Origin of the sequence: Brevundimonas sp. SL130 (assembly GCF_026625805.1) — a bacterium.
Lineage (GTDB): Bacteria > Pseudomonadota > Alphaproteobacteria > Caulobacterales > Caulobacteraceae > Brevundimonas.
This window is the reverse complement of the sequence record NZ_CP113064.1, coordinates 2489855-2513575: the sequence shown is the minus strand read 5'-3', so window position 1 is coordinate 2513575 and position 23721 is coordinate 2489855. Positions and strand designations below refer to the sequence as shown.

Genomic DNA, 23721 nt, shown 5'->3' with positions numbered 1-23721 from the left:
GGCAGGCGGGGAAGGGGCCTCAGCGCCCCTTCTTTCGCACCCACATGGCGGCGTCGGCCTCGGTCAGCCAGATTTCGGGGTCGGTATGGCCGTCCCAGGCGCGGACGCCGAACGAGCCGCCCAGAGGGGTCTGCTGGCCGTTCCAGACAAAGCCTTCGGTCTTCAGCGCCTCGGCCAGCTGACCCGCCTTGGCCCGGCCTTCCTCGACGCCGGCGTTCAGCATTAGCAAGGCGAACTCGTCGCCGCCCAGCCGACCCACGGCGTCCGATTCGCGCAAATGCCCCAGCATCATCCGTGCCACGGCCACCAGGGCGGCGTCGCCAGCCGCATGGCCCAGACGGTCGTTGACACCCTTGAACCCATCCATGTCGAGGTACAGCAGCACCGCCGGCACGTCGTGCCGCTGGCAATAGGCCATGGTCCGCTGAAGCGCCGCGATGAAGCCGCGCCGGTTCAGGGCCGGGGTCAGGACGTCGTGATCCGCCGCCGCCTCGGCCGCAGCGGCGCGCTGTTTCCAGTCGTCCAGCTCGGCGCGCAGGCGCGCGATCTCGGCGGTCAGGTCGTGTTCGGCCACGTCGGTCACGGCGCAGGCAAGCTCCGGCGGCGCGACTCAACCGGACGCGCGATAGGGCGATGTTAGAGGGTGAACGCCCCGGATTGAAGGCTGCGCCGTATGGAATCCGGTCTGGTCGGTTGCGGGCGTGCGCCGGGTGCTGTAACGGGCGGCCTTTCCGCGAGGGGCCTTGAAGATATGGCGACTTCCGCAACGCCGGTGGCGATCATCATGGGCAGTCGTTCGGACTGGCCGACTATGAAGCTGGCTGCCGACAAACTGGATCAATTGGGCGTCGCCTGGACGGCCAAGGTCGTCAGCGCGCACCGCACCCCCCAGCGACTGGTCGAGTTCTCGACTGGCGCCAAGGCGGCGGGCTTTAAGGTCATCATCGCCGGGGCCGGGGGCGCCGCCCACCTGCCGGGCATGGCCGCCTCCATGACCGAACTGCCGGTGCTGGGCGTGCCGGTTCAGTCCAAGGCCCTGAAGGGCATGGATAGTCTGTTGTCCATCGTGCAGATGCCGGCTGGGGTTCCAGTCGCGACCCTGGCCATCGGCGAGGCGGGCGCCGCCAACGCCGGCATACTGGCCGCGCAGATCCTGGCTCTGTCGGACGAGGCTCTGGCGGAGCGGCTGGCCGCTTTCCGCGCCGCCCAGACGGATTCTGTCGCCGAAACCGTCGAGGACTGAGTGCCCACGCTTCCGCTTCCCCCCGGTTCGACCCTCGGCATCCTCGGCGGAGGCCAATTGGGCCGGATGCTGAGCCAGGCTGCGGCGAGGCTGGGTTTCGACGTCGTCATCCTGGATCCGGAGCCCAACAGCCCGGCGGGACGGGTCTCCACCGCCCAGATCGTCGCCGCCTATGACGACCCCGAGGCCCTGACGGCCCTGGGCCGGGCCGCCGATGTCGTGACCTTCGAATTCGAGAATGTGCCCGCCGCCTCCATCGAACGCCTGGCCGAGGCCGGCGCCCTGGTCGCGCCCGGACCGACGGCCCTGCGCGTGTCGCAGGACCGGGTGGATGAGAAGACCTTTCTGAACGCGGTGGGCGCCCCGACGGTCGCCTTCGCCGTGGTCGATACGCTGGACGACCTGGTAGTGGGGCTGACGGAACTGGGCCTGCCCGCCCTGCTGAAGACCCGCCGCGAAGGCTATGACGGCAAGGGTCAGGTCTGGATCCACACCATCGAGGACGCGCCCGCCGCCCTGGAAAGCCTGGGCGGCCGTCCGGCGATTCTGGAGGCTAAGGCGACCTTCGTGCGCGAACTGTCGGTCATCGCCGCGCGCGACTGGGACGGCCATATGGCGGTCTATCCGCTCGGCGAGAACCGGCACGAGGGTGGGGTGCTTCGCACCACCCTGGCCCCGGCCACGGTGGACGAGAAGACCCAGGTCCGCGCGCGCGCCATCGCCGAGGCGATCCTGGACGGGCTGGACTATGTCGGCGTCGTGGGGGTGGAGCTGTTCGAGATTCCCGTAGCGGGGGGCGACGACGTGCTTCTGGTCAACGAGATCGCGCCCCGCGTCCACAACACCGGCCACTGGACCCAGGACGGCTGCGTCTGCGACCAGTTCGAGCAACATATCCGCGCGGTCGCCGGCTGGCCCCTGGGGCCCACGGCGGCTCACGCCCGCGTCGAGATGAAGAACCTGCTGGGCGATGAGGTCGAAGAGTGGCGGGTGTTGTCGGCTAAGGCGGATGAGCGCCTGCACCTGTACGGCAAGACCGAGGCGCGGCCGGGGCGCAAGATGGCGCACGTGAATCGGGTGCTGGGCGCGCTGTGAGCCGCCGAAGGAACGTTAAGAACAGGTCCTGCTGATCTGCGTTCCACCCGCGATCGGTGTCGTAACAGCGACGCAGTCGTCCGAGTTCAACGCGGCGATACTATTGCCGACGGTCCATCCCACCAGGCCGAGCGCTATCACTGTGACCGCGATGGCCAGCAGACCGATGGCGCGAGGCTTGGATTTCGCGGCTTCCAGAACTGTGGCCTCGTTCAAACCGCCCTCCCATACCGCACGCGACTCAGGGCACCCGTCACCCTGCGGAACGGCGCCTCAAAGTCCTTGCCCGCCTTCCACTTCTCGAAGGCCATGACGTTTTCGATGCGGCGGGCGACGAAGGCTTCCGCCGCATCGCGGCCGTCGAACCAGCGCATGGTCAGGGCCGGGATAAGGATGCCCGACAGGATGGTGCGCTTCGAATAGTGGTTCCAGTCGGTCGACTCGTCGCCGGCCCAGCGCCACAGGTGATCGGCGCTCTCCCAGGCCAGTTTCAGCCCCAGGTCGGCGTTGGTCGGTAGGGCCAGGAAGGCGGCGCAGCGGCGCGTGGCTTCCAGGTCGGCGGCGCCGGCCTCCATCCGCACGGACACGGCGCGGGCGATTCGCTCGCGAATCTTCAAGGACTTGGCGTTGATGGCGCCCAGGGCTTCCAGCGCACGGGCGTCGTGACGGCGCGACATCAGGGCGGCCAGATCGCGCGCGCCGTTGGGCAGCAGCAGTTCCTCGTCGCCGCGCGACAGGCCGCAGGCCTCGCAGGCTTCGCGGACCAGACGGGCGTTCCAGCCCAGGGCGGGCGCTCGGGCGACGGCCGCGTCCAGCACGGTCTGTTCAGTCCGGTCGGCCCAGTCGTCATTCTGTGTCATGGGTCGATCATACGCCGGTCCGATCGGGGTTTCGAGCCTCGAAGAATGGTTGCGACGAACTGGCCAGGCGATCTGGACAGAAACGGGCGGCTCGTGTACTAGCGCGCCTTCATCCGAGGGCTTGGCTTTCGGACGCTGATTTTATTTGTTCGCCCGTCTCCCTCAACAGGACGCGGCGGGCGGCCAAAGGAGAGTTCAACCTGGTACAGATTTTCGTTCGCGATAATAACGTCGATCAAGCGCTGAAAGCCCTCAAGAAGAAGATGCAACGCGAAGGCAGCTTCCGTGAAATGAAGCGCCACGTGCATTACGAAAAGCCTTCGGAAAAGCGCGCCCGTCAAAAGGCCGAGGCTGTCCGTCGCGCTCGCAAGCTGGCCCGCAAGCGCGCCCAGCGTGAAGGCCTGCTGCCCGCGCCGAAGCCGCGCGTTCCGGGCGCCGGCGCCGGTAGCCGGTAAGTTCTCGCGAACTGAAGAATTCGAGGCCGTCTCCGCAAGGAGGCGGCCTTTTTCTTGGTTTGGCTCCGATCCGTGGATGCGTCGCTCGCCTTGATCCCGCCCGAAAAGCCGGGCGGTATGGCGGGATTGAAGGCTGTGCTTCCCGGATGACAATGACGACCCGCTCGATCGTGCTCGCCGCCGCCCTGGCCCTGTCGGCCTGCGGCGCCCCCACCAGTTCCAAGGCGCAGGAGGGCGAGTTCGCCCAGCCGACGCGCACGGCCCCCAGCGACGCGGCGGGGATGAAGTCCAGCTTCGCCCCCGTGGTGCGTTCGGCCGCGCCCGCCGTGGTCAATATCTCGGCGCGCAGCGTTCAGCGGGTCCAGGCCGATCCCTTCTTCCAGTTCTTCGGCGGCGGCATGCCCCAGGCGCGGGTGGCCGAGTCCGTCGGCTCTGGCGTCATCGTCCGGTCGGACGGGATCGTGGTGACCAACAACCACGTCATCGACGGCGCCCAGCAGATCAAGGTGGTGCTGAACGACCGGCGCGAGTTTCCCGCCACCGTCATCCTGGCCGACGAGCGCAGCGACATCGCCGTGCTGAGGCTGGAAAACGTCAGCGACCGCCTGCCGGTCCTGGCCATCGACGATCAGGAAGAACAGCAGGTCGGGGATCTGGTCCTGGCCATCGGCAATCCGTTCGGGGTGGGCCAGACGGTGACCAACGGCATCATCTCGGCCCTGAACCGGACCGAGACCGGCATTTCCGACAGCGGTTCCTTCATCCAGACCGATGCGGCCATCAACCCCGGAAACTCAGGCGGCGCCCTGGTGGACATGGACGGCGACCTGATCGGCATCAACACCGCCATCTTCTCGCGCTCAGGTTCGTCGGCTGGGGTCGGGTTCGCCGTGCCCGCCGCCATGGTCAAACGGGTGGTCGATTCGGCCCTGGGCGGGGCCAAGGCGGTGGTTCGGCCGTGGCTAGGGGTGAAGGGCGACACCGTCACCGGCGACATCGCCGGCAGCCTGGGTCTGAGCCGGCCGCAGGGGCTGGTGGTCACCGACGTCTATGCGAATGGTCCCGCCGCCCGCGCCGGCATCCGCCAAGGTGATGTGATCACCGCCGTGGACGGTCAGGAGATCAACGACCAGAACGGGCTGAACTATCGCGTCGGCTCCCGGAACCCCAACGACCAGGTCCAGGTCGCTGTATTGCGTGACGGCCGGGCCGAGACGCTGACGGCGCGGGTCCAGACCCTGCCGGGCGACGCGGATCCCGACCAGGGCGTGACCATCCAGTCCGGTCCCTTTGCCGGCGCCGAGGTGGTGGCCCTGAACCCCGCCCTGGCCGACCGCCTGGGCGGCGACCCGTTCGCGAGCGGTGTTATCATTATCGGCCTTTCAGGTCGGGGATACGCCGCGCGTGCTGGCTTCCGACAGAACGACTTGATCGTCAGTCTGAACGGTCGCTCAATCAGCACGGCCCGTGATTTGGAAAGCGCCAGCGCTGGCCGAGGGCCGTGGGAGTTCGTCATCGTCCGCAATGGTCGTCCGATCCCCGGCGTACTGCGCTAAGAAGGCTTGCTCTCTGCTGTCTGGAGATTACCTTGGGTTGGCGATGCGCGTGCTGAGGTGGTGTCGAAGTCAGGGGGGGCGACTTGAACCATGGTGTTGGACTGGCCTGCGCGATGGGACTGGCTATCGCGCTGATAGACTTGGCGGGCGCTAAGGCCGCCTCGCGTGACGAGTTGTGCCATCAGGCCACGCCAAAGACGTTTGTTCTGTCTGGCCCCATCGATGCAGCCATGACCGCCTGCGTCGAGGGCCGTTTCGCCCCAACGACAACCGAACTGGTGCTGACCAGCCGTGGCGGCTCGGCGGATCAGGCGATGCGGATCGCCGAGCGGTTCGAGGGGCGGCGTCTGACCATGACGGTGAAAGGGGAGTGCAACTCCTCCTGCGCCAACTATTTCCTGCCTCTGGCGGGCCGGCTGATCGTCGAACCGGGCGCCGTGATCGTCATCCACGGTGGGATCGATCCCAGCCTGATCTCACGCACTCAAGCGTCTGCCAACGGCATGGTCGAAGGCGGGGCCGATCTGGAAGCCATAGCCGAACGGCAGAATGTCTTCATGACGCGCAACCGGATCAATCCAGGCTGGCTGTTATACCGCGAAGCCGGTTCGACTGCGGTGGAACGGCTGGACGGCGCCTGGGCGGATTTCGACGCCCGCACCAAGGCGTGGTTGGTCGAGGAGACGATGGCGAAATCCTGCCTGCCGGATACGGTGGTGGAATACCGGACCGACCGGCGCGGCGAATGGCTTAGCGAATCCCGTCGGAGCGCCCTTCGACGTCAGAACGTCGCCCGCTCCAACACCGTGGTTTGCAACTGATGCCCATTGGCCCCACCTGCCCGCACTGCAACACGCGTGTCCCGTTTTTTAAGACCCAGTTTGGATTGGGCAGGCCGTTCGCATGTGTCCGCTGCGGGAAGGATCTCGTCGTACCCAAGTCTCAGGCCCTAGTTCTGGGCTTAGGGATGATAACGATCTTCCTGCTCGCCGAGAGTCGCTTTCCACCAGAATGGGGTGGGATGCTCGGCTTGTTAGCGATCATGATCCTCGTCGGCCTGCCTCTGACTTGGGCCGTGACGCGGGTGAAAGCCCTCTGAAGCTTCAGCCCTTCGTCGGCCCGCCGATCGACCAGGTGTGGCCGAAGGGGTCGCGAAGGACGCCGTAGCGGTCGCCCCAGAACTGGTCCGCGATGTCCATCAGCGGCTCGGCGCCGCCGACGGTCATGGCCCTGGTCCACCAGGCGTCAGGATCGGCGACCCGGAGGTGAAGGGTCACCCCGACCGGACGAATGTCCGCCTGACCCGTGTATTCCGGGAACTCGTCGTTCAGCATCAGGCTGGCGCCGTTGATCTTTAGATGGGCGTGGATCAGGCGTTCGCCGTCCTCGGCCAGGCGGCGATCCAGCACCTCGGCCCCGAAGGCGATGATGTAGAAGTCGATGGCGGCCGAGGCCCCGCGCGACGGAATCGTCAGGTGGGGCGTCAGGCCGCTGGTCGGGCCTTGGTTCGGATGGGCGTCGGTCATGATGAATCTCTGTGGCGCTGAACCATACTAACGGGTGAAAACCGCTTTAGGCACGACTACATAGGTCGCAATGACCGACCTGTTCGAAGCCTCCGGCATCTTGCCCCCCGACGCGCCGCTGGCCGACCGTCTGCGCCCGCGCACGCTGGACGAGGTGGTGGGGCAGGATCATCTGCTCGGCCCCGGCGGGCCGATCCGTCGGATGATCGAGGCGGGGCGGCTGGGGTCGATGATCCTGTGGGGGCCGCCCGGCACCGGCAAGACCACCATCGCCCGGCTGCTGGCCCAGGCGGCGGGCTATGAATACCAGTCGATCAGCGCCGTCTTCTCCGGCGTCGCCGATCTGAAGAAGGCGTTCGAGGCGGCGCGGATGCGGCGGGCGGCGGGGCAAAGCACCCTGTTGTTCGTCGACGAGATCCACCGGTTCAACCGCGCCCAGCAGGATGGCTTTTTGCCCTTCGTCGAGGCCGGGGTCGTCACCCTGGTCGGGGCCACGACCGAGAACCCCAGTTTTGAACTGAACGGGGCGCTGCTGTCGCGGTCCCAGGTCTATGTGCTGAAGCGATTGGATGACGCGGCGCTGGATCAACTGTTGAGCCGCGCCGAGGCCCATATGGAGCGGCCCCTGCCGCTGTCGCCCGAGGCGCGTCAGGCCATGCTGGCCCTGGCCGACGGCGACGGGCGGTATCTGCTGACCATGTCGGAGGTGCTGTTCGACCTGCCTGAAGGCGAAAATCTGGATGTGCAGGGGCTGGCGGCGGTGCTGCAACGCCGTGCGCCCGCCTACGACAAGTCGAGAGAAGAACACTACAACCTCATATCCGCCCTGCATAAATCGGTGCGGGGGTCGGACCCGGACGCGGCCCTGTACTGGCTGGCGCGGATGCTGAACGGGGGCGAGGATCCGCTGTATCTGGCGCGGCGGATCGTGCGGATGGCGGTCGAGGACATCGGCGAGGCGGACCCCCTGTCGATCCTGGTCGCCAATGCGGCCAAGGACGCCTACGACTTCCTGGGCAGTCCCGAGGGCGAACTGGCCCTGGCCCAGGCCGTGGTCCATCTGGCCACCGCGCCCAAGTCGGTCGGGGTGTACGAGGCCTTCAAGGCGGCCAAGAAGGCGGCCTATGAGACCGGGTCGCTGATGCCGCCCGCACACATCCGCAACGCCCCGACCAAGCTGATGAAGTCGCTGGGTTACGGCAAGGGCTATCAGTACGACCCGGACACGCCCGAGGGCTTCTCGGGCGCGAACTTCTTCCCCGACGAGATGGAACGCCGCACCTTCTACAAGCCCAAGGGCGAGGGGCATGAGGAGAAGGTCAAGGCGCGGCTGGAGCGCTGGGCCGAGATGCGGGCGCGGACGGCGCGCGAAGCAGGGGAGCAAACATGAATCTGAATCAGGTCACCGTTCAGGTCGCGGACATCCCGTCGGCGCGCGTATTTTACGAGACCTTGGGTCTGACCCTCATCGTTTCCAGCCCCCACTACGCACGCTTCTTGTGTCCAGGCGGTGCCACCTTCTCGATCCATCTCGTATCCGATGTGCGAGCGAACGGGACAGCGGTCTATTTTGAATGCCAGGATCTGGATGAGCGCGTCGCGGCTCTAAAGACGGCAGGTCTGGCGTTTGACGTCGATCCCGTCGATCAGACTTGGCTGTGGCGGGAGGCCTGGCTGCGAGACCCGGACGGCAATCGGATCTGTCTGTATTTTGCAGGCGATAATCGGATCAATCCGCCATGGCGTCTGAAAGATGAGGCCTGATGCCTTATCCGGAAAAGACATGAATCCGGTCTCGGATTTTTGACGACGAAACGTCTAGAAGCCCCCGATGAGCACTCGCCAACCCGTCGCCCTGTCCGAGGATGAGATCGCCGCCGTCCGGTCATGGGTGATCCATGAGGACGCCCATGTGATCGCCTTTTCCAAGCCGTCCGGCCTGTCCAGCCAGGGCGGGAGGATCCAGGCCCATACGCTGGACGATCTGCTTTGGGCCTTTGCGCGGTCGAACGGCAAACGGCCGGAACTGGTGCATCGGCTGGACCGCGACACCTCGGGCGTGATCCTGGCGGCCAAGACCAAGCCGGCGGCGGGCTTCCTGGGCAAGGCGTTGCAGATGCGGCGGTTCCGGAAACAGTATCTGGCCCTGCTGTCCGCCGCGCCCGAGCCGGCGTCGGGGACCATCGACGCCCCGCTGCGACGCGAGGAGATCGGGCGCGAGTCCTATATGCGGGTCGTGGCCTTCGACGCGCCCGGCGCGCAAGGGGCCCAGAGCCGCTATCGCACCCTGGCCGCCAATGATCAGGGGGCGGTGGTCGAGCTGGAGCCGTTGACCGGGCGGATGCACCAGTTGCGGGTCCATATGGCCCATCTGGGTCGGCCGTTGATCGGGGACGTTCGCTATGGCGGGGCGTTGACGACCGAGGTCGGGCCGGCGCCGCGCCTGATGCTGCACGCCGCCAAGCTGAGCTTTCCGCATCCCGAGGGCGGGACCACGACGGTGGAGGCGGCGCCCCCCGCCGATTTCGCGGGCCTACGGATGGCGCTTGACCTCTAGTCTGGGCCTCTAGACGGAACGCTCCGGCTCAAGCAACGCTATCTTCGTCAAAGGGAGACAACGCCATGAAGCGCCTCGCCATTCTCAGCCTCGCCGCCTCGACGCTCGCCCTGGCCGCCTGCGTCAGCCTGGCCCCCTATGGCGCCCAGCGCGCGCCGGGCGGGCAGGGGTATTCGGAGCAGAGGATCGAGTCGAACCGGTATCGCGTCACCTATCACGGTGTGGGCGCGGCAGGCGCCGTAGCGGACTACGCCCTGGTGCGGGCGGCCGACCTGACCACCGATCAAGGCTATGACTGGTTCGAAGTGACCCAGAGCTGGACCGACGGCCGTCCCGGCGGCGCGGGCGGGGTGCGGCCCAGCGTCTCCATCGGCGGCGGCTCCAGCCGCTATGGGGGGGATTCTTCGTCGGGCGTCGGCGTCGGTCTGGGCCTGAACTTCAGCGGGCCGAGCCCGACCTCGACCTCGCTGGAGATCGTCATGGGGCGGGGGCAAAAGCCCGACCGTCCGAACGCCTATGACGCCCGGTCGGTGCAGGCCTCCATCCCGCGCTGATCAGCGCGCCCTGGTCAGCGCCCTCTGGTCAGGGCGCGATATTCGACCAGCCGTTCCTTGTCGCGCCGCACCTGGTCGCCGACGGTGTTGTCGACGTCCAGCGAGGCGTAGCGGACCCAGCCCTCGGCCCCCAGCTTGTTTTGAATCGCCTCGGCGGGCGTCTGCCAGCGGAAATAGGACAGCCACGACACGCCGCCGGCCAGCAGGACGGCGACCACCTGAAGGATGCGGAAGCCGATCTCATTAGCCTGCGGCGCGGGTAAGAAGGCGAAGACGACCAGCCAGATCAGCAGCACCGTCGGGGCGGTGATCCGTCCGAACCAGCGCATCCAGTAGCGCTCGCGCCGCACGCGCCACAGCTCCATCTGGATGAACTTCTCCAGATATTCCATCCGCGCCCCGATCCACATGACCAGCCGCGTCAGATAGAGGGCGCGCTGGCCCCAGGCCTTGCCGTCCATCTGATAGGTGGTCTCGGCCTGGTCGGACAGGGCGCGGGCGTTGGTGAACAGGTTCTGTAGCTCCCGCGTTCTCTGCACGATCTCGCGCGACAGCTCGTAGGAGTCGTTCTCCAGCCGGAAGCGGTACTGGATGAACAGGATGGTCGACACGCCGAAGAAGAGTCCGCCCGTAATCAGCATGGCCAGGACGCTCAGGCCCAGACCGGCAGGCTGGCCGCCGGCCCAGTCGGCGAACAGGGTCGGGCCCATCTCGGCCAGGACGGCGAAGGCGATCAGGGCCAGGGCCTGGGTCAGCCGCTTGACGCCCACATGGACGCACAGGGCGCGGAAGATGCGCCGACCATAGGCGTGAACCCGGCCCCGGATGTCGCGGTCCGCCGGGAACCGCTCCTCGATCTGGCGCGCGAACAGGACGTGGAAACGGTCGGGCTTCTTCTCGTTCTCCCAGAAGGGAAAGATCTCGAGAGGCTGGTTGAAATAGAGGTCGATATTGCCGGAGATCTTGGCGATCGAGGCGTCGTCCAGGGTGAAATAGTCGCTTTCCTGGATCGGGCGCAGAACCCCTTCGTCCGACACGGCGGGGGTATCGCTCGGCGTCGGATTCGGCGGCGCCGCGCGCGGGGCCTCCGGAGCCTCCTGCGGCGCCAGATCATGCGGTTGCTCGGCGGCGGGCGCCTCGGGTTCGGCGACGGGCGTCGGCGGCGTCATCGTCGGCGCGATCACCGGGCTCTGGCTGTCTTCCTGCGACATGACTTGGCTTCCCCCAAACCGCTGACGGCTCATCTTGGATATCGCCGTTAACCGTGTCTGAGAGCAAGTGAAGTTTCGGTCAGACGGGCGTGACGGTGCGGGAGGCTTCGCTTTCGGCGGCGGCGGCGTATATAGCGCCGGATCATGACACGGTTTCTTCTTGTCGCCGCCGGCGGGGCCCTGGGCTCGATGGCCCGGTTCGGCCTCGGTCTTCTGGCCGCCCGGCTGGCCCCGAACGCCACATGGCCGATGGGCACCTTCGCGGCCAATGTTCTGGGCGGCCTCGCCATGGGGCTTCTGGTCGGCTGGCTGGCGTTCAAGGGTGGCGCTCAGCAGGAGACGATCCGCCTGTTCGCCGCCGTCGGCGTGCTGGGCGGTTTCACCACCTTCTCCTCCTATTCGCTTGAGGCGGTGATGATGATCGCGCGGCGGGACTACGCCCTGGCCGCCGCCTATGTCGTCGGCTCGGTGGTCCTGGCCGTCGTCGCCCTGTTTATCGGCCTGATGGTCGCCCGCCGCGCCTTTGGAGCCGCCCTTTGACCGACCAGCCCCCCATTGAGGACGCGCCCAAGCGCGAAGTCCTGACCATCTATGTCGCCGAGGATGAGGATGGCATCCGGCTGGACCGCTGGTTCCGCCGCCGCTGGCCGCACCTGTCGAACATCCAGGTGCAGAAGATGGCCCGCAGCGGCCAGATTCGCGTGGACGGCGCGCGGATCAAGCCGGAAGGCCGACTGACCGCCGGCGCCGCCGTGCGCGTGCCGCCGATCCCCGACGACACCTCGCGTCAGGCTGGCGATCTGCACACCCTGTCGGAGCGCGACATCGCCTTCGCCAAGTCCCTGGTCCTCTATGAGGACGACATGGTCATCGCCATCAACAAGCCGCACGGCCTGGCCGTTCAGGGCGGGACCAAGACCAGCCGCCACGTCGACCGTCTGTTGTCGGCCTGGGGCGAGGGGATGGATCGCCCGCGCCTGGTCCACCGTCTGGACCGCGACACCTCGGGCGTCCTGCTGCTGGGCAAGGGGCCTGAGGCGGCCAAACGGCTGGCCGGGGCCTTCGCCCGTCGTCAGGCCAAGAAGACCTATTGGGCCATCGTCATCGGTAATCCGAAACCCTATTCGGGCCAGATCGACATGCCGCTGAAGAAGACCGGCATCAACGACTTCGAGATGATGCGCCCGGCCGAACGCAAGGACCCCAAGGCTGAACCGGCCGAGACGGCGTTCAGCACGGTGTCGCGCGCCTCGCACCGCGCCTCGTGGATGGCCCTGCGCCCCTTCACCGGCCGGACCCACCAGCTGCGCGCCCATATGGCCGGGATCGGCCACCCGATCCTGGGCGATCCCAAATACGGCGACGAGAAATCCAAGGAACTGTCCGGTCCGCTGAAGCTCCAGCTTCATGCCCGCAGCATCGAACTGGATCACCCGCGCGGCGGCGTGCTGAAGGTCACCGCCCCCCTGAGCCCCGAAATGAAGGCCGGCTTCGCCCACTTCGGCTTCTCCGAGGACGAGGCGGAGGACGATCCCTTCCTGGGCGTGAAGAGAATTCGATGAGCCATATTCCCCCGCTCGATCCCATGGTCGCCGCCCGCAAGGGGTTCCGCGAAACGCAGGAGACGGTGCGTCGCTTTTGGACCGCCGTGTCGGTCGGGCCGCACAACGACGGCGGCTGGGCGGTGCTGCTGGACGGGCGGACGCCCAAGACCCCGGCCAAGGCGCTGCTGGTGCTGCCGACGCAGGCCGCCGCGCATTTGGTGGCCGACGAATGGGCGGCGCAGGGCGAGATCGTCGAGCCCTCGACCATGCCGGCGACCCGGCTGGCCTCGACCGCCATCGACCGGATCGGCCAGGCGCGCGAGCCGGTGGCGGACGAAATCGCCGCCTACGCCGGTTCGGACGTGGTCTGTTATCTGGCCGAACATCCGACGCCGCTGGTCGAGCGTCAGCAGCGTGAATGGGAGCCGTGGCGCGACTGGGCCGCGCGCGAGATGGGGGTGGCGCTAGAGCCGGCGACGGGCATCGTGCATCGGCCGCAGTCGCCGGACGCCATCGCGCGGGTGAAGGCGCATGCCCTGGCGATGGATGATTTCCGCCTGACGGGTCTGGCGACCGCCGTGCCGCTGCTGGGGTCGGCCGTGCTGGCCCTGGCGGTGGAGCAGGGGGCGCTGGCGGGCGGCGTCGCCTTCGATCTGTCGCGGATCGACGAGCTGTTTCAGGAGGAACAGTGGGGCGTGGACGCGGAGGCCGCAGAACGCACCCAGGCGCGTCGCGCTGAGGCGGATTTGCTGGATCGGTGGTTCAGGGCGTTGGGCTAGCCGTTGAGGCGGCGATAAGCGCTTCGCGTTCCTGATCGGTCAGGTGACGCCACCGGCCCTCGGGCAGGTCGCCCAGCTCCAGCGGGCCGATGCGGATGCGGTACAGGTCCACGACCTCCAGCCCGACCAGTTCGCACATGCGGCGGATCTGGCGATACTTGCCTTCGGTCAGGACGAAGCGCAGGCGTTGCGGTGCGATCTGGGTGACGCGGGCGGGTTTGAGCGGCTTGTCGTTCAGCACCAGTCCGTGGCGCAGGCGGCTTAGCTTGCCCTCGGTGATCGCCCCGTCGACGACGACCAGATATTCCTTGTCGAGTTCGGACGCCGGGCCGATCACCGCCTTGGCCACGACGCCGTCCGACGACAGCAGCAACAGGCCACGCGAATCCTCGTCCAGCCGGCCGATGGGGGGCAGGGAGGCGTCACGAGCGGGGGTCTCGCCGTCACCGATGCGATTGGGCGTTTTGAGCAGGCGCACGGCGGGGATCTTGCCGGGGTCCGGCTGTCCCGAGACGTAGCCGACCGGCTTGTGCAGCACCAGGGTCATGCCGGAGGCCAGGGCCTGCTGGGCGGTGTCGTTTAGGGTCAAGGTCTGGCCCGGCTCGATCTTGCGGCCGGCGTCGCTGATGGTCTCGCCGTCGATGGAGACCAGGCCTTCGGCGATCAGGCTCTCGGCCTCGCGCCGCGAACAGACGCCGGTCTGACCCAGCCATTTGTTAACGCGAACGGGTTCGTCGCCGTCATAGGTGCGGGTGAAGGCCATAGGGTTCCGTCCAGTCGATGGGGGTGTCTAGGCCATCCGGCGTCGCTGCGGAACTCCCGCCATCCTAATTCCGTCAGGGAAGCCGCATGATTTCATGGGCTTGAAAATAATTTCGTCGCTCTACCCAGCGCTGGTCCAGCCGGCCTTACAATGGACGCCGGGTCTTTGACATTCTGGGAGAGCCTCAATCCCGTGCGGCGACAGGACGGGATCCCGGCTGAATTCGCAGTCGGAATTGCACAGTGCAATTTTCCCGTAGAGTTTTTTACTTCAAAAACAACGACATGGTGGGCGCTTCAAATTGAACTTGCACAGCTTTTGACGGCGCAGCTTCGCATGATTACCCGTGTCGTCCCGGGTTTAAGAATCGACCCTGAACTATTTCAGCATAAAAAGCACGGCGATCGAACCGTCGGCTGTTGAACTGGCAACCCATTTCACTATATCTGCGGTCATTCCACAAATGAGCCATTGTGCGTTTCGGCTGATGTCGGACGCGCCGATTTCATTTTTTCTTGCTCGTTCGTGTCATTGATCAGGCATCCTTGGCTGTCAGATTTGAAAAAATATTGAAAACATAGAAGGAGACGTCTTGTACGCTCAAAGCAAATCTTCCGCTGGACCCCGTCGCACTGGTTACAACCGTCCCGTTCCAACCCGACTCCGCATGGGGCTGGTGATGCGGCGTGACATGGACTTCGGTGAGCTGGGTGACGTCGAAGGCGCGCTGCGGGCCGAAGGCGTGGGCCTGGCCCCGATCTCGACGGGCGACGCAAGCCTGGTGACCGGCGGCGTCACCGTGCTGGCGACGGCGACGGCGACCGACATCGTGGAGGGCCGTTTGAAGGGCCTCGTGGTCCCGGGCGGTTTGCAGGACGAGGCGGGCCTTGCCGCCGTGCGGTCGCTGATCGAACTGGCCCGAGCCAATGATCTTCTGGTCATCGCCTTCGCCGACGGGGTGGCTCTGGCGGCGGAAAGCTTCGGCGTCGCGGCAGAGGCCCACGGCGCCCTGTTCAAGGCCGGCAAGGCGACCCTGCTCAACGAACGCAACGACCTCTCGGCCGCTGTCTCGGTCCTGTAGTCAGGCGCTTCTGAACAGAAGCATCAGGTTGTTGGCCGGCATCTGGACCCGACGCGTGGCGGCCAAGCCATGCGATCGGGCCAGGGCCTCGACCGCTTCGCGATCGCGCAGGCCCCAGGCCGGGTCGCGGGCCTTCAGGCTCTCGTCGAAGGCGGCGTTTGATTCCGCCAACGCAACCTCCGCCTCGCGATAGGGGCCATAGAGCGCCAGAAGGCCGCCGGGGCGTCTCAGCACGCGACCGGCTAGATCCATCAGCCCCTCGGTCGCCGACCAGGGGCTGATGTGCGTCATGTTCGCGCAATAGACGGCGTCGAACCTGTCCTGCGGCCAGGTCTCGGGATCGGCCGCGTCCAGCGCCAGCGGCGCACACAGGTTGGACGGACCGGCGCGCACCCAGGCCGAAATACTCGCGCGGGCCTCTTGGCTTGGATCGCTGGGCGTCCATTCCAGAGACGGCAGGGCCGAAGCGAAGGCGAGGGCGTGGTCGCCGGAACCGGCGGCGATCTCCAGCACCCGTCCACGGACAGGCAGGTGGGCCTTCAGCACTCCGAGAATCACGCCTGAGTTCCGTTGCGCGGCCGGCGACGATAGGGCGCCGTCAGGCAAGGCGGCGAGCGTGTCCAAGGTTTGCATAACCTCTCTTATCCCTCCGCAGACGGGAAGGGGAGGCGGAACGGCGCCGTGATTTTCGTCTGACAGGCGCGTTCATTTGCCCAAGACTTAATCAATCGTTTATATCCAACGCTGAGATTAAGGGGTTGGTAACCACGATGCGGCGCGCGCTTCATATCGGATTGTTCATCGGCACCGTTTTGGGGATGTCCGCCTGCGCGTCGCAATACGACGCGGATGGACGGCCGGTGTCCGGCGCCTATGGTTCGGTCGAGGCGGGGCGGGCGGGCTGACGCCGAAGGAAAGCGTGGCGTAAACCCGCGTCATCCTCTACTATCTCCGCGCGGACGCCGTCTGTCGCGCCGCGTTGGTCTCCAAAAACCCCTAGATGTTACTCATCGCTATTGTCGTCGTTCTGCTCCTCGTGGTGCTCAACGGCCTGTTCGCCATGACCGAATTGGCGGTCGTCTCGTCCCGCAGGTCCAAACTTCAAAGCCGGGCGGAAAAGGGAGATCGTGGCGCGCGCAAGGCGCTGAAGCTGGCCGAAGAACCGACCCAGTTCCTGTCGGCGGTCCAGGTCGGCATCACCCTGATCGGCATTCTGGCGGGCGCCTACGGTCAGGCGACCATTGCCGGCGAGCTGGATCGCATCCTGGAGGTCAGCTTCCCGGCGCTGGCGGCCTATACCGAAATCTTCTCGACCGCCCTGGTGGTCGTTTGCATCACCTATATCTCGCTGATCGTCGGCGAACTGGTGCCTAAGCGTCTGGCGCTGATCTTCCCCGAGACCATTGCGGCCAAGATGGCGCCGCCGATCGCGACCCTGGCCATCGCGCTGAAACCCTTCGTCCTGCTGCTGACGGCCTCGACCTCGGGCATCCTCAAACTTCTGGGCGTTAAGGACCGGGACGGTTCGGACGTCACCCAGGAAGAAGTGGCCACCATCCTGGCGGAGGGCACGTCGGCCGGCCTGATCGAGCCTGAAGAACAGGTGATGATCGAAGAGATCCTGCGTCTGGGCGACCGGCCCGTGCGCGTGGCCATGACGCCGCGCCATGAGGTCTTCTGGATCGCCCTGGACGACACCGAGGCGGTGCTGCGCGAGGAAATCCGGACCTGCCCCTATTCGCGGATCGTGGTGGCGCGCGAGAGCGACGTCGATAATCCTCTGGGCGTGGTCCACAAGAAGGACCTGCTGGACGCCCTGCTGACCCACGGCAAGTTCGACATCGAAGCCTTGGTGGCCGAGCCTGCCTTCATCCCCCAATCGACTTCGGTCCTGAAGGCGCTGGAGATCCTGAAGGGGTCGCGCATCCACATGGCCTTCATCGTCGATGAGTACGGCGCCTTCGAGGGCGTGGTTACGGCGACCGACATTCTGGAAATGATCGCCGGTGATTTCGACGAGGGTCATGACGAGGAACAGGCCTGGGTCCATCAGCGCGCGGACGGCAGCTGGCTGGTCGATGGCCAGACCGACCTGGACGATCTGGCCGACACCCTGGGCGAGGACTTCGGCGAGCACGAAGGCTTCCACACCGTCGCCGGTCTGATTCTGCACCAGTTGTCGCGTGTGCCGGACGAGGGCGAAGTGTTGCAAGTCGGGCGATTCGAGGTGGAGGTCGTCGATATGGACGACCGCCGCATCGACAAGCTGATCTTCAAGGAACTGGTCAAAGCCGAGGCCGAGCGCGAGGCGATCGCCGCACATCTGGAAGACTGAACCGGAAGTGTCACATCGCCCTTGAAATGACGGGCGGCGTCGGGCATACGCCCCCCTCTGGCGAACGCACGGACCCGAGGGTTCGCGCGATTGTCTAGGAGTTTAGCTCAGCTGGTAGAGCACCGGTCTCCAAAACCGGGGGTCGTGGGTTCGAGTCCCCCAACTCCTGCCAATCCCCCCTGTCGCTTCCGGATGGGACTTCCCATCTGGGGCGACAGGAACAATTGTGTGAAGAGCAACTGATGGCCAAGGCCAAATCTCCCGGCAAGCGGCCCCAGGCGGGCTCCAAGCCCCAGACCGCTGCGGCCGCCGCCGCCATCACTATCGATGCGCCCGCGCCCAAGAAGCCGCGGACGAGCGTCAGTGACTTCTACAAGCAGGTCATGGCCGAAGGTCGCAAGATCGTGTGGCCCAGCCGCAAGGAGACCTGGATCACCTCGGTGATGGTCTTCATCATGGTGGTCATCGCCGCGATCTTCTTCTGGATCGTGGACACCGGTCTCGGTTTCGCCTTCCGCTACATCATCGCTCTCGGATCCTGAGAAAGACGCGCCCATGACCGATGCAGCGCCCGCAAAGCCCGCCAATCCGCGCCACAAGTGGTATATCGTCAACGCCTACTCGAACTTCGAGAAGAAGGTGGCGGAGCAGATTCGCGATCAGGCCAAGCAGCAAGGCCTGGAAGACGCCTTCTCCGAAATCCTGGTTCCGACCGAGGACGTCGTCGAGATCCGTCGCGGCCGCAAGGTGAACTCGGAACGTAAGTTCTTCCCCGGCTATGTGCTGGTGAAGATGGAAATGACCGACCAGGCCTATCACCTGGTCAAGAACACGCCGAAGGTCACCGGCTTCCTGGGCGCCGCGGGCGGCACCAAGCCCCTGCCGGTCTCGGAACGTGAAGTTCAGAACATCATCGGCCAGGTGGAAGAGGGCGTCGAACGTCCGAAGCCCACCATCCGCTTCGAGATCGGCGAAAAGGTCAAGGTCATCGACGGACCCTTCGCCAGCTTCGACGGTTCGGTCGAGAGCGTGGACGAGGAACAGGCCCGCCTGCGCGTCGCCGTGTCGATCTTCGGCCGCGCCACGCCGGTCGAACTGGAATACGCCCAGGTGGAGAAGGTCGCGGGCTGAGGCTCACGCACCTGTCGAGATTTGAAGCCGCGTCCGAAAGGGCGCGGCTTTTTTCTTGTCGCGTCGGCTCGTCCCTGAGGGGGGAGGCGGGCGGGGCATGTTGCCTTCCGCCCCCGCCTGCTGGATATTTCATGGCGTCAGGGGGAGGATGCGATGGCGGCCGATAGGATCCATGAAGGCGGCTGCGCCTGCGGCGCGGTGCGTTATCAGGTCGAGGGCGAGCCGATCTTCGTCAACAACTGCCACTGCCGCCTGTGCCAGAGGCAGACCGGCTCCACCTCTGTGGTCAACGCCTTCTATGAGACGGAACGGCTGACCCTGATCCAAGGCGAACTGTCCGATCACTCCGTCACGGCGGGCAGCGGCGGACCGCATGTCATACGGCGTTGCAAATCCTGCGGCGTGGCGGTTTGGAGCCACTATCCCCGTCTCGGGCGATTGGGCGCTGGCGTGCGGGTCGGGACGCTGGATCAAGCCGGCGACTTTAAGCCTGACGCGATCATCTTCACCGAGAGCGCTATGCCCTGGGCGGTCTTTCCGGAGGGCATCCCCGTGTTCGAGACAGTCTATGACCAGACGAAGGTTCTGCCGCCCGAGCGGGTCGAGCGGTTGATGGACTTGGTCGAGCGACGCAAGGCGGGAGAGGGCTGAGGCGAAGCCCTACTTCTCCCCCATTTGCTTTTTATGCCTTAGGCCTCTGTCCTTACGTCGTCCTTCCAGGGTGGGCGTGTCTCTGGGATTCACATGTCCGCCCGGTGCGGGATGTTGCCGCCTAGTGTTCAAGCGCCGAGCATACGACCCTTATTCTATAGCTCTCTATGTCGCCTTTCACGGCGTAACCTCAGCCTCAATCGTCGGTCACGGCCGGTGGAGATGCTGTCGAGCGGCCCAGCGCAAGCATACCGTCGAAGGCGCTGTCGCCACCGAGTTCGATGCTCACACCCCGTTTTGACGAATCGATTCTCGTGATCTCGGAATTTGGGCCACAAACAGGTTCCAAGCCGCCATCTGGCGCTTGTGTGCAGTCCCACGCCTCTCCTCCCTGGAGGGCTACATTCACCGACATCACCTCGGACGGAGGAAGATGCCCGGCCGCGGCCAGGCTGTTGTCAAGGGACGACAAGCGGGACTTGGCGGCGTGAAGGGCCCCGACAAGAACCAGCACGAGGCTGTCGGGCCTATCCTGAGCCGCACGGGAAAGTGCTTCCGCCATTTCAATCTCGTAATAGCCTTGACCGAACCCATTGGGGCGGTTCGGCCGGCTGGGTTGGAACGCAGCGAATGCCACGTCTTGGCCTGCTGCCTTGAGCGCCCTAACCCGCTCTATCATTGAGATCATGGCGATGCTGCCCCGCCCATCCTTAACCCGGGTCCAGAAATTGTTTGCCAACAATGCTGCACGCGCTTCGCCACCCCCATCGGATGCGAGATACGTATCCAAATCGGCCTGAAGAAATGACGGCAATTCCAGTGCAACTGTGATGGGCTGTGTTCGTGCTGCCTCGCAGACAATCTCACCGAAGGCGCCGGGGGCCTCCACCGTCCCGTGGCGTTCGCCGATGAAGATGAAGCGGGTATTCTCGGAACCCCAGAGTTGCTCCACCCCACTGGGTGGTGCGCAGACGGGCTCTTCAACCGTGGCCGTAGACATGACGAAAGCGGCGAGTACGGTGAGGATCATGCTGGCAGGTTAAGCGGCGCTGTTTAGGCCGGTCAAGCAAGGCGGGGCCGCTCACGACCTTAAACAGAGGATCACCAGTTCGGCTTCCGCTGGGTTGTCGATTGTATGCCAACGTTCGCGTGTCGCCGTGTGGTCGAGGTGCGAATCACGGGAACGAGATAGGCCCCAGTTTGCCTTTCCGCCCCCCCTCTGTTACACGCGCGCCTTCGCTCGACCGGCCTCGGCTTGTGGAGCGTCAAATCCGTGGGAGGCAGCCATGCCGCACCACGGCTCACCGGCCCGCCGTTAAGTCGTCGGGTCATTCATAGGAGAGACCAATGGCCAAGAAGATTCTCGGCTATATCAAACTGCAAGTGCCGGCCGGTTCGGCCACGCCTTCGCCCCCGATCGGCCCGGCTCTGGGTCAACGCGGCGTGAACATCATGGGCTTCTGCAAGGAGTTCAATGCGCGCACCGAGAAGGAAGCCAAGGGCACCCCGCTTCCGACCGTGATCACCGTCTATCAGGACAAGTCGTTCACCTTCCTGACCAAGACGCCGCCGGCGACCTGGTACCTGAAGCAGGCCACGGGCCTGAAGTCGGGTTCGAAGCTGGTCGGCCGTGAAACGGCTGGTACGGTCAAGGTTTCGCAACTGCGCGAGATCGCTGAAAAGAAGATGAAAGATCTGAACGCGAACGACCTCGACGCCGCGACCAAGATCATCGAAGGCTCCGCCCGCGCGATGGGCCTCGAAGTGGTGGAGGGCTAAACCATGGCCAAGCAAACCAAGGCTCAAAAGGCCCGCACCGGCGTCACCCAAGACCTGCTGCCGTTCACCGACGCCATCAAGCTGGCCAAGGAAAACGCCAAGTCGAAGTTCGACGAATCCCTTGAGATCGCCATCAACCTGGGCGTCGATCCGCGTCACGCCGACCAACAGGTCCGTGGCGTTGTGAACCTGCCGTCGGGTACGGGCCGTGACGTTCGCGTCGCCGTCTTCGCCAAGGACGCCAAGGCCGCCGAAGCCACCGCAGCCGGCGCTGAACACGTCGGCGCCGAAGATCTGTACGAAAAGATCGCCGGCGGCTTCATGGAGTTCGACCGCGTGATCGCGTCGCCGGACATGATGGCCCTGGTCGGTCGTCTGGGTAAGGTGCTGGGCCCGCGCGGCCTGATGCCGAACCCGAAGGTCGGCACCGTGACCCCGAACGTCGCCCAAGCCGTCAAGGACGCCAAGGGCGGCGCCGTCGAGTTCCGCGTCGAGAAGGCGGGCATCGTCCACGCCGGCATCGGCAAGGTCTCGTTCACCCAGGACGCCCTGGAAGCCAACGTGAAGGCCATTGTGGACGCCCTGGTGCGTTCCAAGCCGTCGGGCGCCAAGGGCACCTATGTGAAGCGCATCAGCCTGTCGACCACGATGGGCCCGGGCTTCAAGGTCGACCCGGCGTCGCTGGGCGCTTAAGCCGCCTGCGTCGAAAGACAATCGCTACTGAAGAGCGGCGGGGAGCGATCCCCGCCGCTTTTTTCTTGTCCTGATCGCGACTGCCCGGCAGTGTGCGCCTCTAACTGGGGGTTTAGGATGAGACACGTTTTCGGCGGGCTGATGTTGGCCCTCACGCTGTTCTTCGCGCCTGCGGCCTTGGCCGAAACGCGCGACGACGGCCCGGCGCGGCTGGCGCTCGCGAACAAGTTCGTCGCCTTGATGCAGGGAGAGGAAATGGGCGCCGCCATTGGTCAAATGACGGCGATGATGATGCCTGCCGAGCTCGAAAGCATGTCCGAGGATGAGGCGGCAAAATTCCGTCAGGTCATGAGTGAAGTGACGGCTCGCATGATGCCCCGCATGTTCGAGGCCATGGCCCCGATTTATGCCGACATCTTCACCCTGGAAGAACTTCAGGGCCTGGTGGATTTCTACCAGAGCGACATCGGTCGCTCTCTGGTGACTAAGAGCTATCAGGCCGCGCCGCGTTTGGCAGAGGCGGTCCAGGCGATGATGCCAGAGATTATGGCCGACATGGGCAATTTGCTGTGTGACCAGTTTGAATGCACGGCCGAACAGCGCCGTGAACTGAAGTCCGCAATGGCGGAGGCCGCCGGGAACTGACTGGGCGCTCGTGCGCCGCTAAGCCTGCATGAAGGCGCGCTGGGCCTTCATCATGGCCGTGATCAGCAGCTGTTCCTGCTCGGTCAGATAGGGGTTCCAGACGTCGAAGATCAGGATGACCCGCACGTCGTCGGCGTCGTTCCAGGCCTCGTGCTCGATGGTGTCGTCGAAGACCCAGGCCTGGCCCATCTTCCAGTCCCGCACAGTGTTGCCGACGCGGAAACGCGCGCTGCCCGGCAGGCGTAGCGGCAGATGGGCCAACAGCCGGACATTGGAAGATCCGGTGTGCGGCGGGATATGGGTGCGCGGCTGAAGCGCCGAGAAGACGGCGGTGGGCGAGAAGCCGTCCTGATGGGCCATCGGCAGGCCTTCCAGGATCCGCGTCGTCTGCGGGCAGCGGTCGCACATCGCCTGCTGTTTCTCGCCGTTCTTCCAGAGAAAGAGCGAGGTCCATTTGCGGGAGTGATTCAGTTCCCCCCACTGATTGACCGGCGCGCCTTTGGGGAAGGCGATATAGGGGGTGAAGGCGTCGAAGCTCTCTTCCAGCAGCGGCTCCAGCTCGGCCTGGATGGTCTCGGTCGCCGCCTCCAGTTCGCCCAGCCAGGGGAACAGGGTCCGGTCGTAAAACGGAATGACGGGCAGTCGCGGATAGTTCAGCAACAGGGGTTGCTGCTTCACCGGCTGTTTAAGGCCGGCGTAGATCTCCAGACTTTCGTCGAAACGGTCGCGGATCGTGTCGTCCAGGCCGTCCTTCAGAGCGGCCACTTCGGCCTGCATGAAGTCGCGCAGGGCGTTGGCCTGTGTGTCAACCAGATGGGCGGCGTAGTCCATCTGGGCGGTTACTGTCGGTGGGATATGGCTGCGGGGCGGGGCGATCTTCAGGGCGTCGCGATAGATGGGCGTGGCCGCCTTCGCGCCGGCGATCTTCTCGACCATGGCGCCCTTGGCCAGAAGCGCCATGAAGTCATAGGGCTGGAGTTCCAGAGCCTGGTCGAGAAAACTGATCGCGGCCGGGAAGTCGCCGAGAAGCCGATGGGCGATCGAGCGGTTCAGCAGGCCGTTGTGCGTGCGTCCGAACGCGTCGGCGCGATCTAGCAATGTCAGGGCTGTCGGGGCGTCATGCCGCGCCAGCGCCTGGCCCGCCTGGAGCAGAAGCCTCTCCTGCTCGCTGTCGATCTTGGCCATGCGACGCTCCCCCAAGCGCAGATGAATATTCTGTAATCTTGCATGCCGCAGACCGGGGTCAATGCGGAATCGTCCGTA

At 65.5% G+C, this 23721-nt stretch carries 30 protein-coding genes and 1 tRNA gene; 22 read left to right on the top strand and 9 right to left on the bottom strand.

Annotated elements, in window-relative coordinates:
• Positions 1–19: 19 nt before the first annotated feature.
• Positions 20–583: a GGDEF domain-containing protein gene (locus OU998_RS12325; RefSeq protein ID WP_267513856.1), complete on the bottom strand. Its 564-nt coding sequence runs from the start codon at positions 581–583 to the stop codon at positions 20–22.
• Positions 584–751: 168 nt separating this feature from the next.
• Here OU998_RS12325 and purE point away from each other — a divergent pair, with 168 nt between their 5' ends.
• Positions 752–1243 (top strand): 5-(carboxyamino)imidazole ribonucleotide mutase, encoded by a 492-nt coding sequence (gene purE, locus OU998_RS12320; RefSeq protein ID WP_267513855.1) that lies wholly within the window; start codon positions 752–754, stop codon positions 1241–1243.
• On the top strand, positions 1244–2338 hold the full coding sequence (locus tag OU998_RS12315) for a 5-(carboxyamino)imidazole ribonucleotide synthase (protein ID WP_267513854.1): 1095 nt from the start codon (positions 1244–1246) through the stop codon (positions 2336–2338).
• Positions 2339–2353: 15 nt separating this feature from the next.
• Here OU998_RS12315 and OU998_RS12310 read toward each other — a convergent pair whose 3' ends face one another.
• Positions 2354–2554: a hypothetical protein gene (locus OU998_RS12310; RefSeq protein WP_267513853.1), complete on the bottom strand. Its 201-nt coding sequence runs from the start codon at positions 2552–2554 to the stop codon at positions 2354–2356.
• Positions 2551–3198 carry a COQ9 family protein gene (locus tag OU998_RS12305; protein ID WP_267513852.1) on the bottom strand — a complete coding sequence of 216 codons (648 nt, stop codon included), beginning with the start codon at positions 3196–3198 and terminating at the stop codon, positions 2551–2553. The genes OU998_RS12310 and OU998_RS12305 overlap by 4 nt, the downstream gene beginning before the upstream one ends.
• 200 nt (positions 3199–3398) lie before the next feature.
• Between OU998_RS12305 and rpsU the strand changes: the two genes are divergently transcribed.
• The 3 genes from rpsU (at position 3399) to OU998_RS12290 (ending at position 6030) form a co-directional block, all read left to right on the top strand.
• Positions 3399–3653, top strand: a complete 255-nt coding sequence (gene rpsU / locus OU998_RS12300) for a 30S ribosomal protein S21 (protein ID WP_267516790.1) — start codon at positions 3399–3401, stop codon at positions 3651–3653.
• A gap of 152 nt (positions 3654–3805) precedes the next feature.
• Entirely contained in the window at positions 3806–5209 is a 1404-nt protein-coding gene (locus OU998_RS12295) for a Do family serine endopeptidase (RefSeq protein WP_267513851.1), read from the top strand.
• Between the two features lie 230 nt (positions 5210–5439).
• Positions 5440–6030 (top strand): hypothetical protein, encoded by a 591-nt coding sequence (locus tag OU998_RS12290; protein WP_267513850.1) that lies wholly within the window; start codon positions 5440–5442, stop codon positions 6028–6030.
• 282 nt (positions 6031–6312) lie between these two features.
• Here the strand turns inward: OU998_RS12290 and OU998_RS12285 are convergent, their stop codons facing one another.
• Positions 6313–6735, bottom strand: coding sequence for a VOC family protein (locus OU998_RS12285; RefSeq protein ID WP_267513849.1), 423 nt, complete (start codon positions 6733–6735; stop codon positions 6313–6315).
• Positions 6736–6805: 70 nt separating this feature from the next.
• Between OU998_RS12285 and OU998_RS12280 the strand changes: the two genes are divergently transcribed.
• The 4 genes from OU998_RS12280 to OU998_RS12265 all read left to right on the top strand — a co-directional run bounded on the left by OU998_RS12280 (position 6806) and on the right by OU998_RS12265 (position 9846).
• Entirely contained in the window at positions 6806–8125 is a 1320-nt protein-coding gene (locus OU998_RS12280) for a replication-associated recombination protein A (RefSeq protein WP_267513848.1), read from the top strand.
• Entirely contained in the window at positions 8122–8499 is a 378-nt protein-coding gene (locus tag OU998_RS12275; RefSeq protein WP_267513847.1) for a VOC family protein, read from the top strand. Before OU998_RS12280 ends, OU998_RS12275 begins: the two co-directional genes overlap by 4 nt.
• 67 nt (positions 8500–8566) lie before the next feature.
• The gene (locus OU998_RS12270) at positions 8567–9292 is read left to right on the top strand and encodes an RluA family pseudouridine synthase (RefSeq protein ID WP_267513846.1); all 726 of its coding nucleotides are present in this window, start codon (positions 8567–8569) and stop codon (positions 9290–9292) included.
• Between the two features lie 65 nt (positions 9293–9357).
• A complete protein-coding gene (locus OU998_RS12265) occupies positions 9358–9846 on the top strand; it encodes a CC0125/CC1285 family lipoprotein (protein WP_267513845.1) in 489 nt (162 codons plus the stop codon).
• 14 nt (positions 9847–9860) lie between these two features.
• On the opposite strand, the gene OU998_RS12260 is transcribed toward OU998_RS12265, so the two are convergent.
• Positions 9861–11057, bottom strand: coding sequence for a hypothetical protein (locus OU998_RS12260; RefSeq protein ID WP_267513844.1), 1197 nt, complete (start codon positions 11055–11057; stop codon positions 9861–9863).
• Positions 11058–11201: 144 nt separating this feature from the next.
• Between OU998_RS12260 and crcB the strand changes: the two genes are divergently transcribed.
• The 3 genes from crcB to OU998_RS12245 are packed head-to-tail and all read left to right on the top strand — an operon-like array spanning position 11202 to position 13380.
• On the top strand, positions 11202–11597 hold the full coding sequence (crcB, locus tag OU998_RS12255; protein ID WP_267513843.1) for a fluoride efflux transporter CrcB: 396 nt from the start codon (positions 11202–11204) through the stop codon (positions 11595–11597).
• Positions 11594–12619: an RluA family pseudouridine synthase gene (locus OU998_RS12250; protein ID WP_183195541.1), complete on the top strand. Its 1026-nt coding sequence runs from the start codon at positions 11594–11596 to the stop codon at positions 12617–12619. Before crcB ends, OU998_RS12250 begins: the two co-directional genes overlap by 4 nt.
• Positions 12616–13380 (top strand): ATP12 family chaperone protein, encoded by a 765-nt coding sequence (locus OU998_RS12245; protein WP_267513842.1) that lies wholly within the window; start codon positions 12616–12618, stop codon positions 13378–13380. Before OU998_RS12250 ends, OU998_RS12245 begins: the two co-directional genes overlap by 4 nt.
• Here the strand turns inward: OU998_RS12245 and OU998_RS12240 are convergent.
• On the bottom strand, positions 13364–14143 hold the full coding sequence (locus OU998_RS12240) for a pseudouridine synthase (protein WP_267513840.1): 780 nt from the start codon (positions 14141–14143) through the stop codon (positions 13364–13366). The genes OU998_RS12245 and OU998_RS12240 overlap by 17 nt on opposite strands.
• Positions 14144–14822: 679 nt before the next feature.
• On the opposite strand from OU998_RS12240, the gene OU998_RS12235 reads away from it, so the two are divergent.
• Positions 14823–15224 carry a hypothetical protein gene (locus OU998_RS12235; RefSeq protein ID WP_267513838.1) on the top strand — a complete coding sequence of 134 codons (402 nt, stop codon included), beginning with the start codon at positions 14823–14825 and terminating at the stop codon, positions 15222–15224.
• Here the strand turns inward: OU998_RS12235 and OU998_RS12230 are convergent, their stop codons facing one another.
• Positions 15225–15857: a DUF938 domain-containing protein gene (locus tag OU998_RS12230; RefSeq protein WP_267513837.1), complete on the bottom strand. Its 633-nt coding sequence runs from the start codon at positions 15855–15857 to the stop codon at positions 15225–15227. It abuts the gene before it with no gap.
• A 137-nt stretch (positions 15858–15994) separates the two neighbouring features.
• Between OU998_RS12230 and OU998_RS12225 the strand changes: the two genes are divergently transcribed.
• From OU998_RS12225 to OU998_RS12200, 6 genes are all read left to right on the top strand, one after another.
• Positions 15995–16129, top strand: coding sequence for a hypothetical protein (locus OU998_RS12225; protein ID WP_267513835.1), 135 nt, complete (start codon positions 15995–15997; stop codon positions 16127–16129).
• Positions 16130–16224: 95 nt separating this feature from the next.
• Positions 16225–17559, top strand: coding sequence for a hemolysin family protein (locus tag OU998_RS12220; protein WP_267513833.1), 1335 nt, complete (start codon positions 16225–16227; stop codon positions 17557–17559).
• 96 nt (positions 17560–17655) lie between these two features.
• Positions 17656–17731 (top strand) — tRNA-Trp (locus OU998_RS12215).
• A gap of 70 nt (positions 17732–17801) precedes the next feature.
• Positions 17802–18101, top strand: coding sequence for a preprotein translocase subunit SecE (gene secE / locus OU998_RS12210; protein WP_267513832.1), 300 nt, complete (start codon positions 17802–17804; stop codon positions 18099–18101).
• Positions 18102–18114: 13 nt separating this feature from the next.
• Positions 18115–18690 (top strand): transcription termination/antitermination protein NusG, encoded by a 576-nt coding sequence (gene nusG / locus OU998_RS12205; RefSeq protein WP_267513831.1) that lies wholly within the window; start codon positions 18115–18117, stop codon positions 18688–18690.
• Between the two features lie 153 nt (positions 18691–18843).
• Entirely contained in the window at positions 18844–19341 is a 498-nt protein-coding gene (locus OU998_RS12200) for a GFA family protein (protein ID WP_267513830.1), read from the top strand.
• Positions 19342–19537: 196 nt separating this feature from the next.
• Here the strand turns inward: OU998_RS12200 and OU998_RS12195 are convergent, their stop codons facing one another.
• Positions 19538–20371 carry a hypothetical protein gene (locus OU998_RS12195; protein ID WP_267513829.1) on the bottom strand — a complete coding sequence of 278 codons (834 nt, stop codon included), beginning with the start codon at positions 20369–20371 and terminating at the stop codon, positions 19538–19540.
• Between the two features lie 317 nt (positions 20372–20688).
• On the opposite strand from OU998_RS12195, the gene rplK reads away from it, so the two are divergent.
• The 3 genes from rplK (at position 20689) to OU998_RS12180 (ending at position 22458) form a co-directional block, all read left to right on the top strand.
• Complete coding sequence (gene rplK, locus OU998_RS12190) at positions 20689–21120, top strand: 50S ribosomal protein L11 (RefSeq protein ID WP_135193053.1); 432 nt, start codon at positions 20689–20691, stop codon at positions 21118–21120.
• A 3-nt stretch (positions 21121–21123) separates the two neighbouring features.
• A complete protein-coding gene (rplA, locus tag OU998_RS12185; protein ID WP_267513826.1) occupies positions 21124–21813 on the top strand; it encodes a 50S ribosomal protein L1 in 690 nt (229 codons plus the stop codon).
• Between the two features lie 117 nt (positions 21814–21930).
• Positions 21931–22458 carry a DUF2059 domain-containing protein gene (locus OU998_RS12180; RefSeq protein ID WP_267513825.1) on the top strand — a complete coding sequence of 176 codons (528 nt, stop codon included), beginning with the start codon at positions 21931–21933 and terminating at the stop codon, positions 22456–22458.
• 18 nt (positions 22459–22476) lie between these two features.
• Here OU998_RS12180 and OU998_RS12175 read toward each other — a convergent pair whose 3' ends face one another.
• Positions 22477–23643 (bottom strand): aspartyl/asparaginyl beta-hydroxylase domain-containing protein, encoded by a 1167-nt coding sequence (locus OU998_RS12175; protein ID WP_267513823.1) that lies wholly within the window; start codon positions 23641–23643, stop codon positions 22477–22479.
• Between the last annotated feature and the right edge of the window lie 78 nt (positions 23644–23721).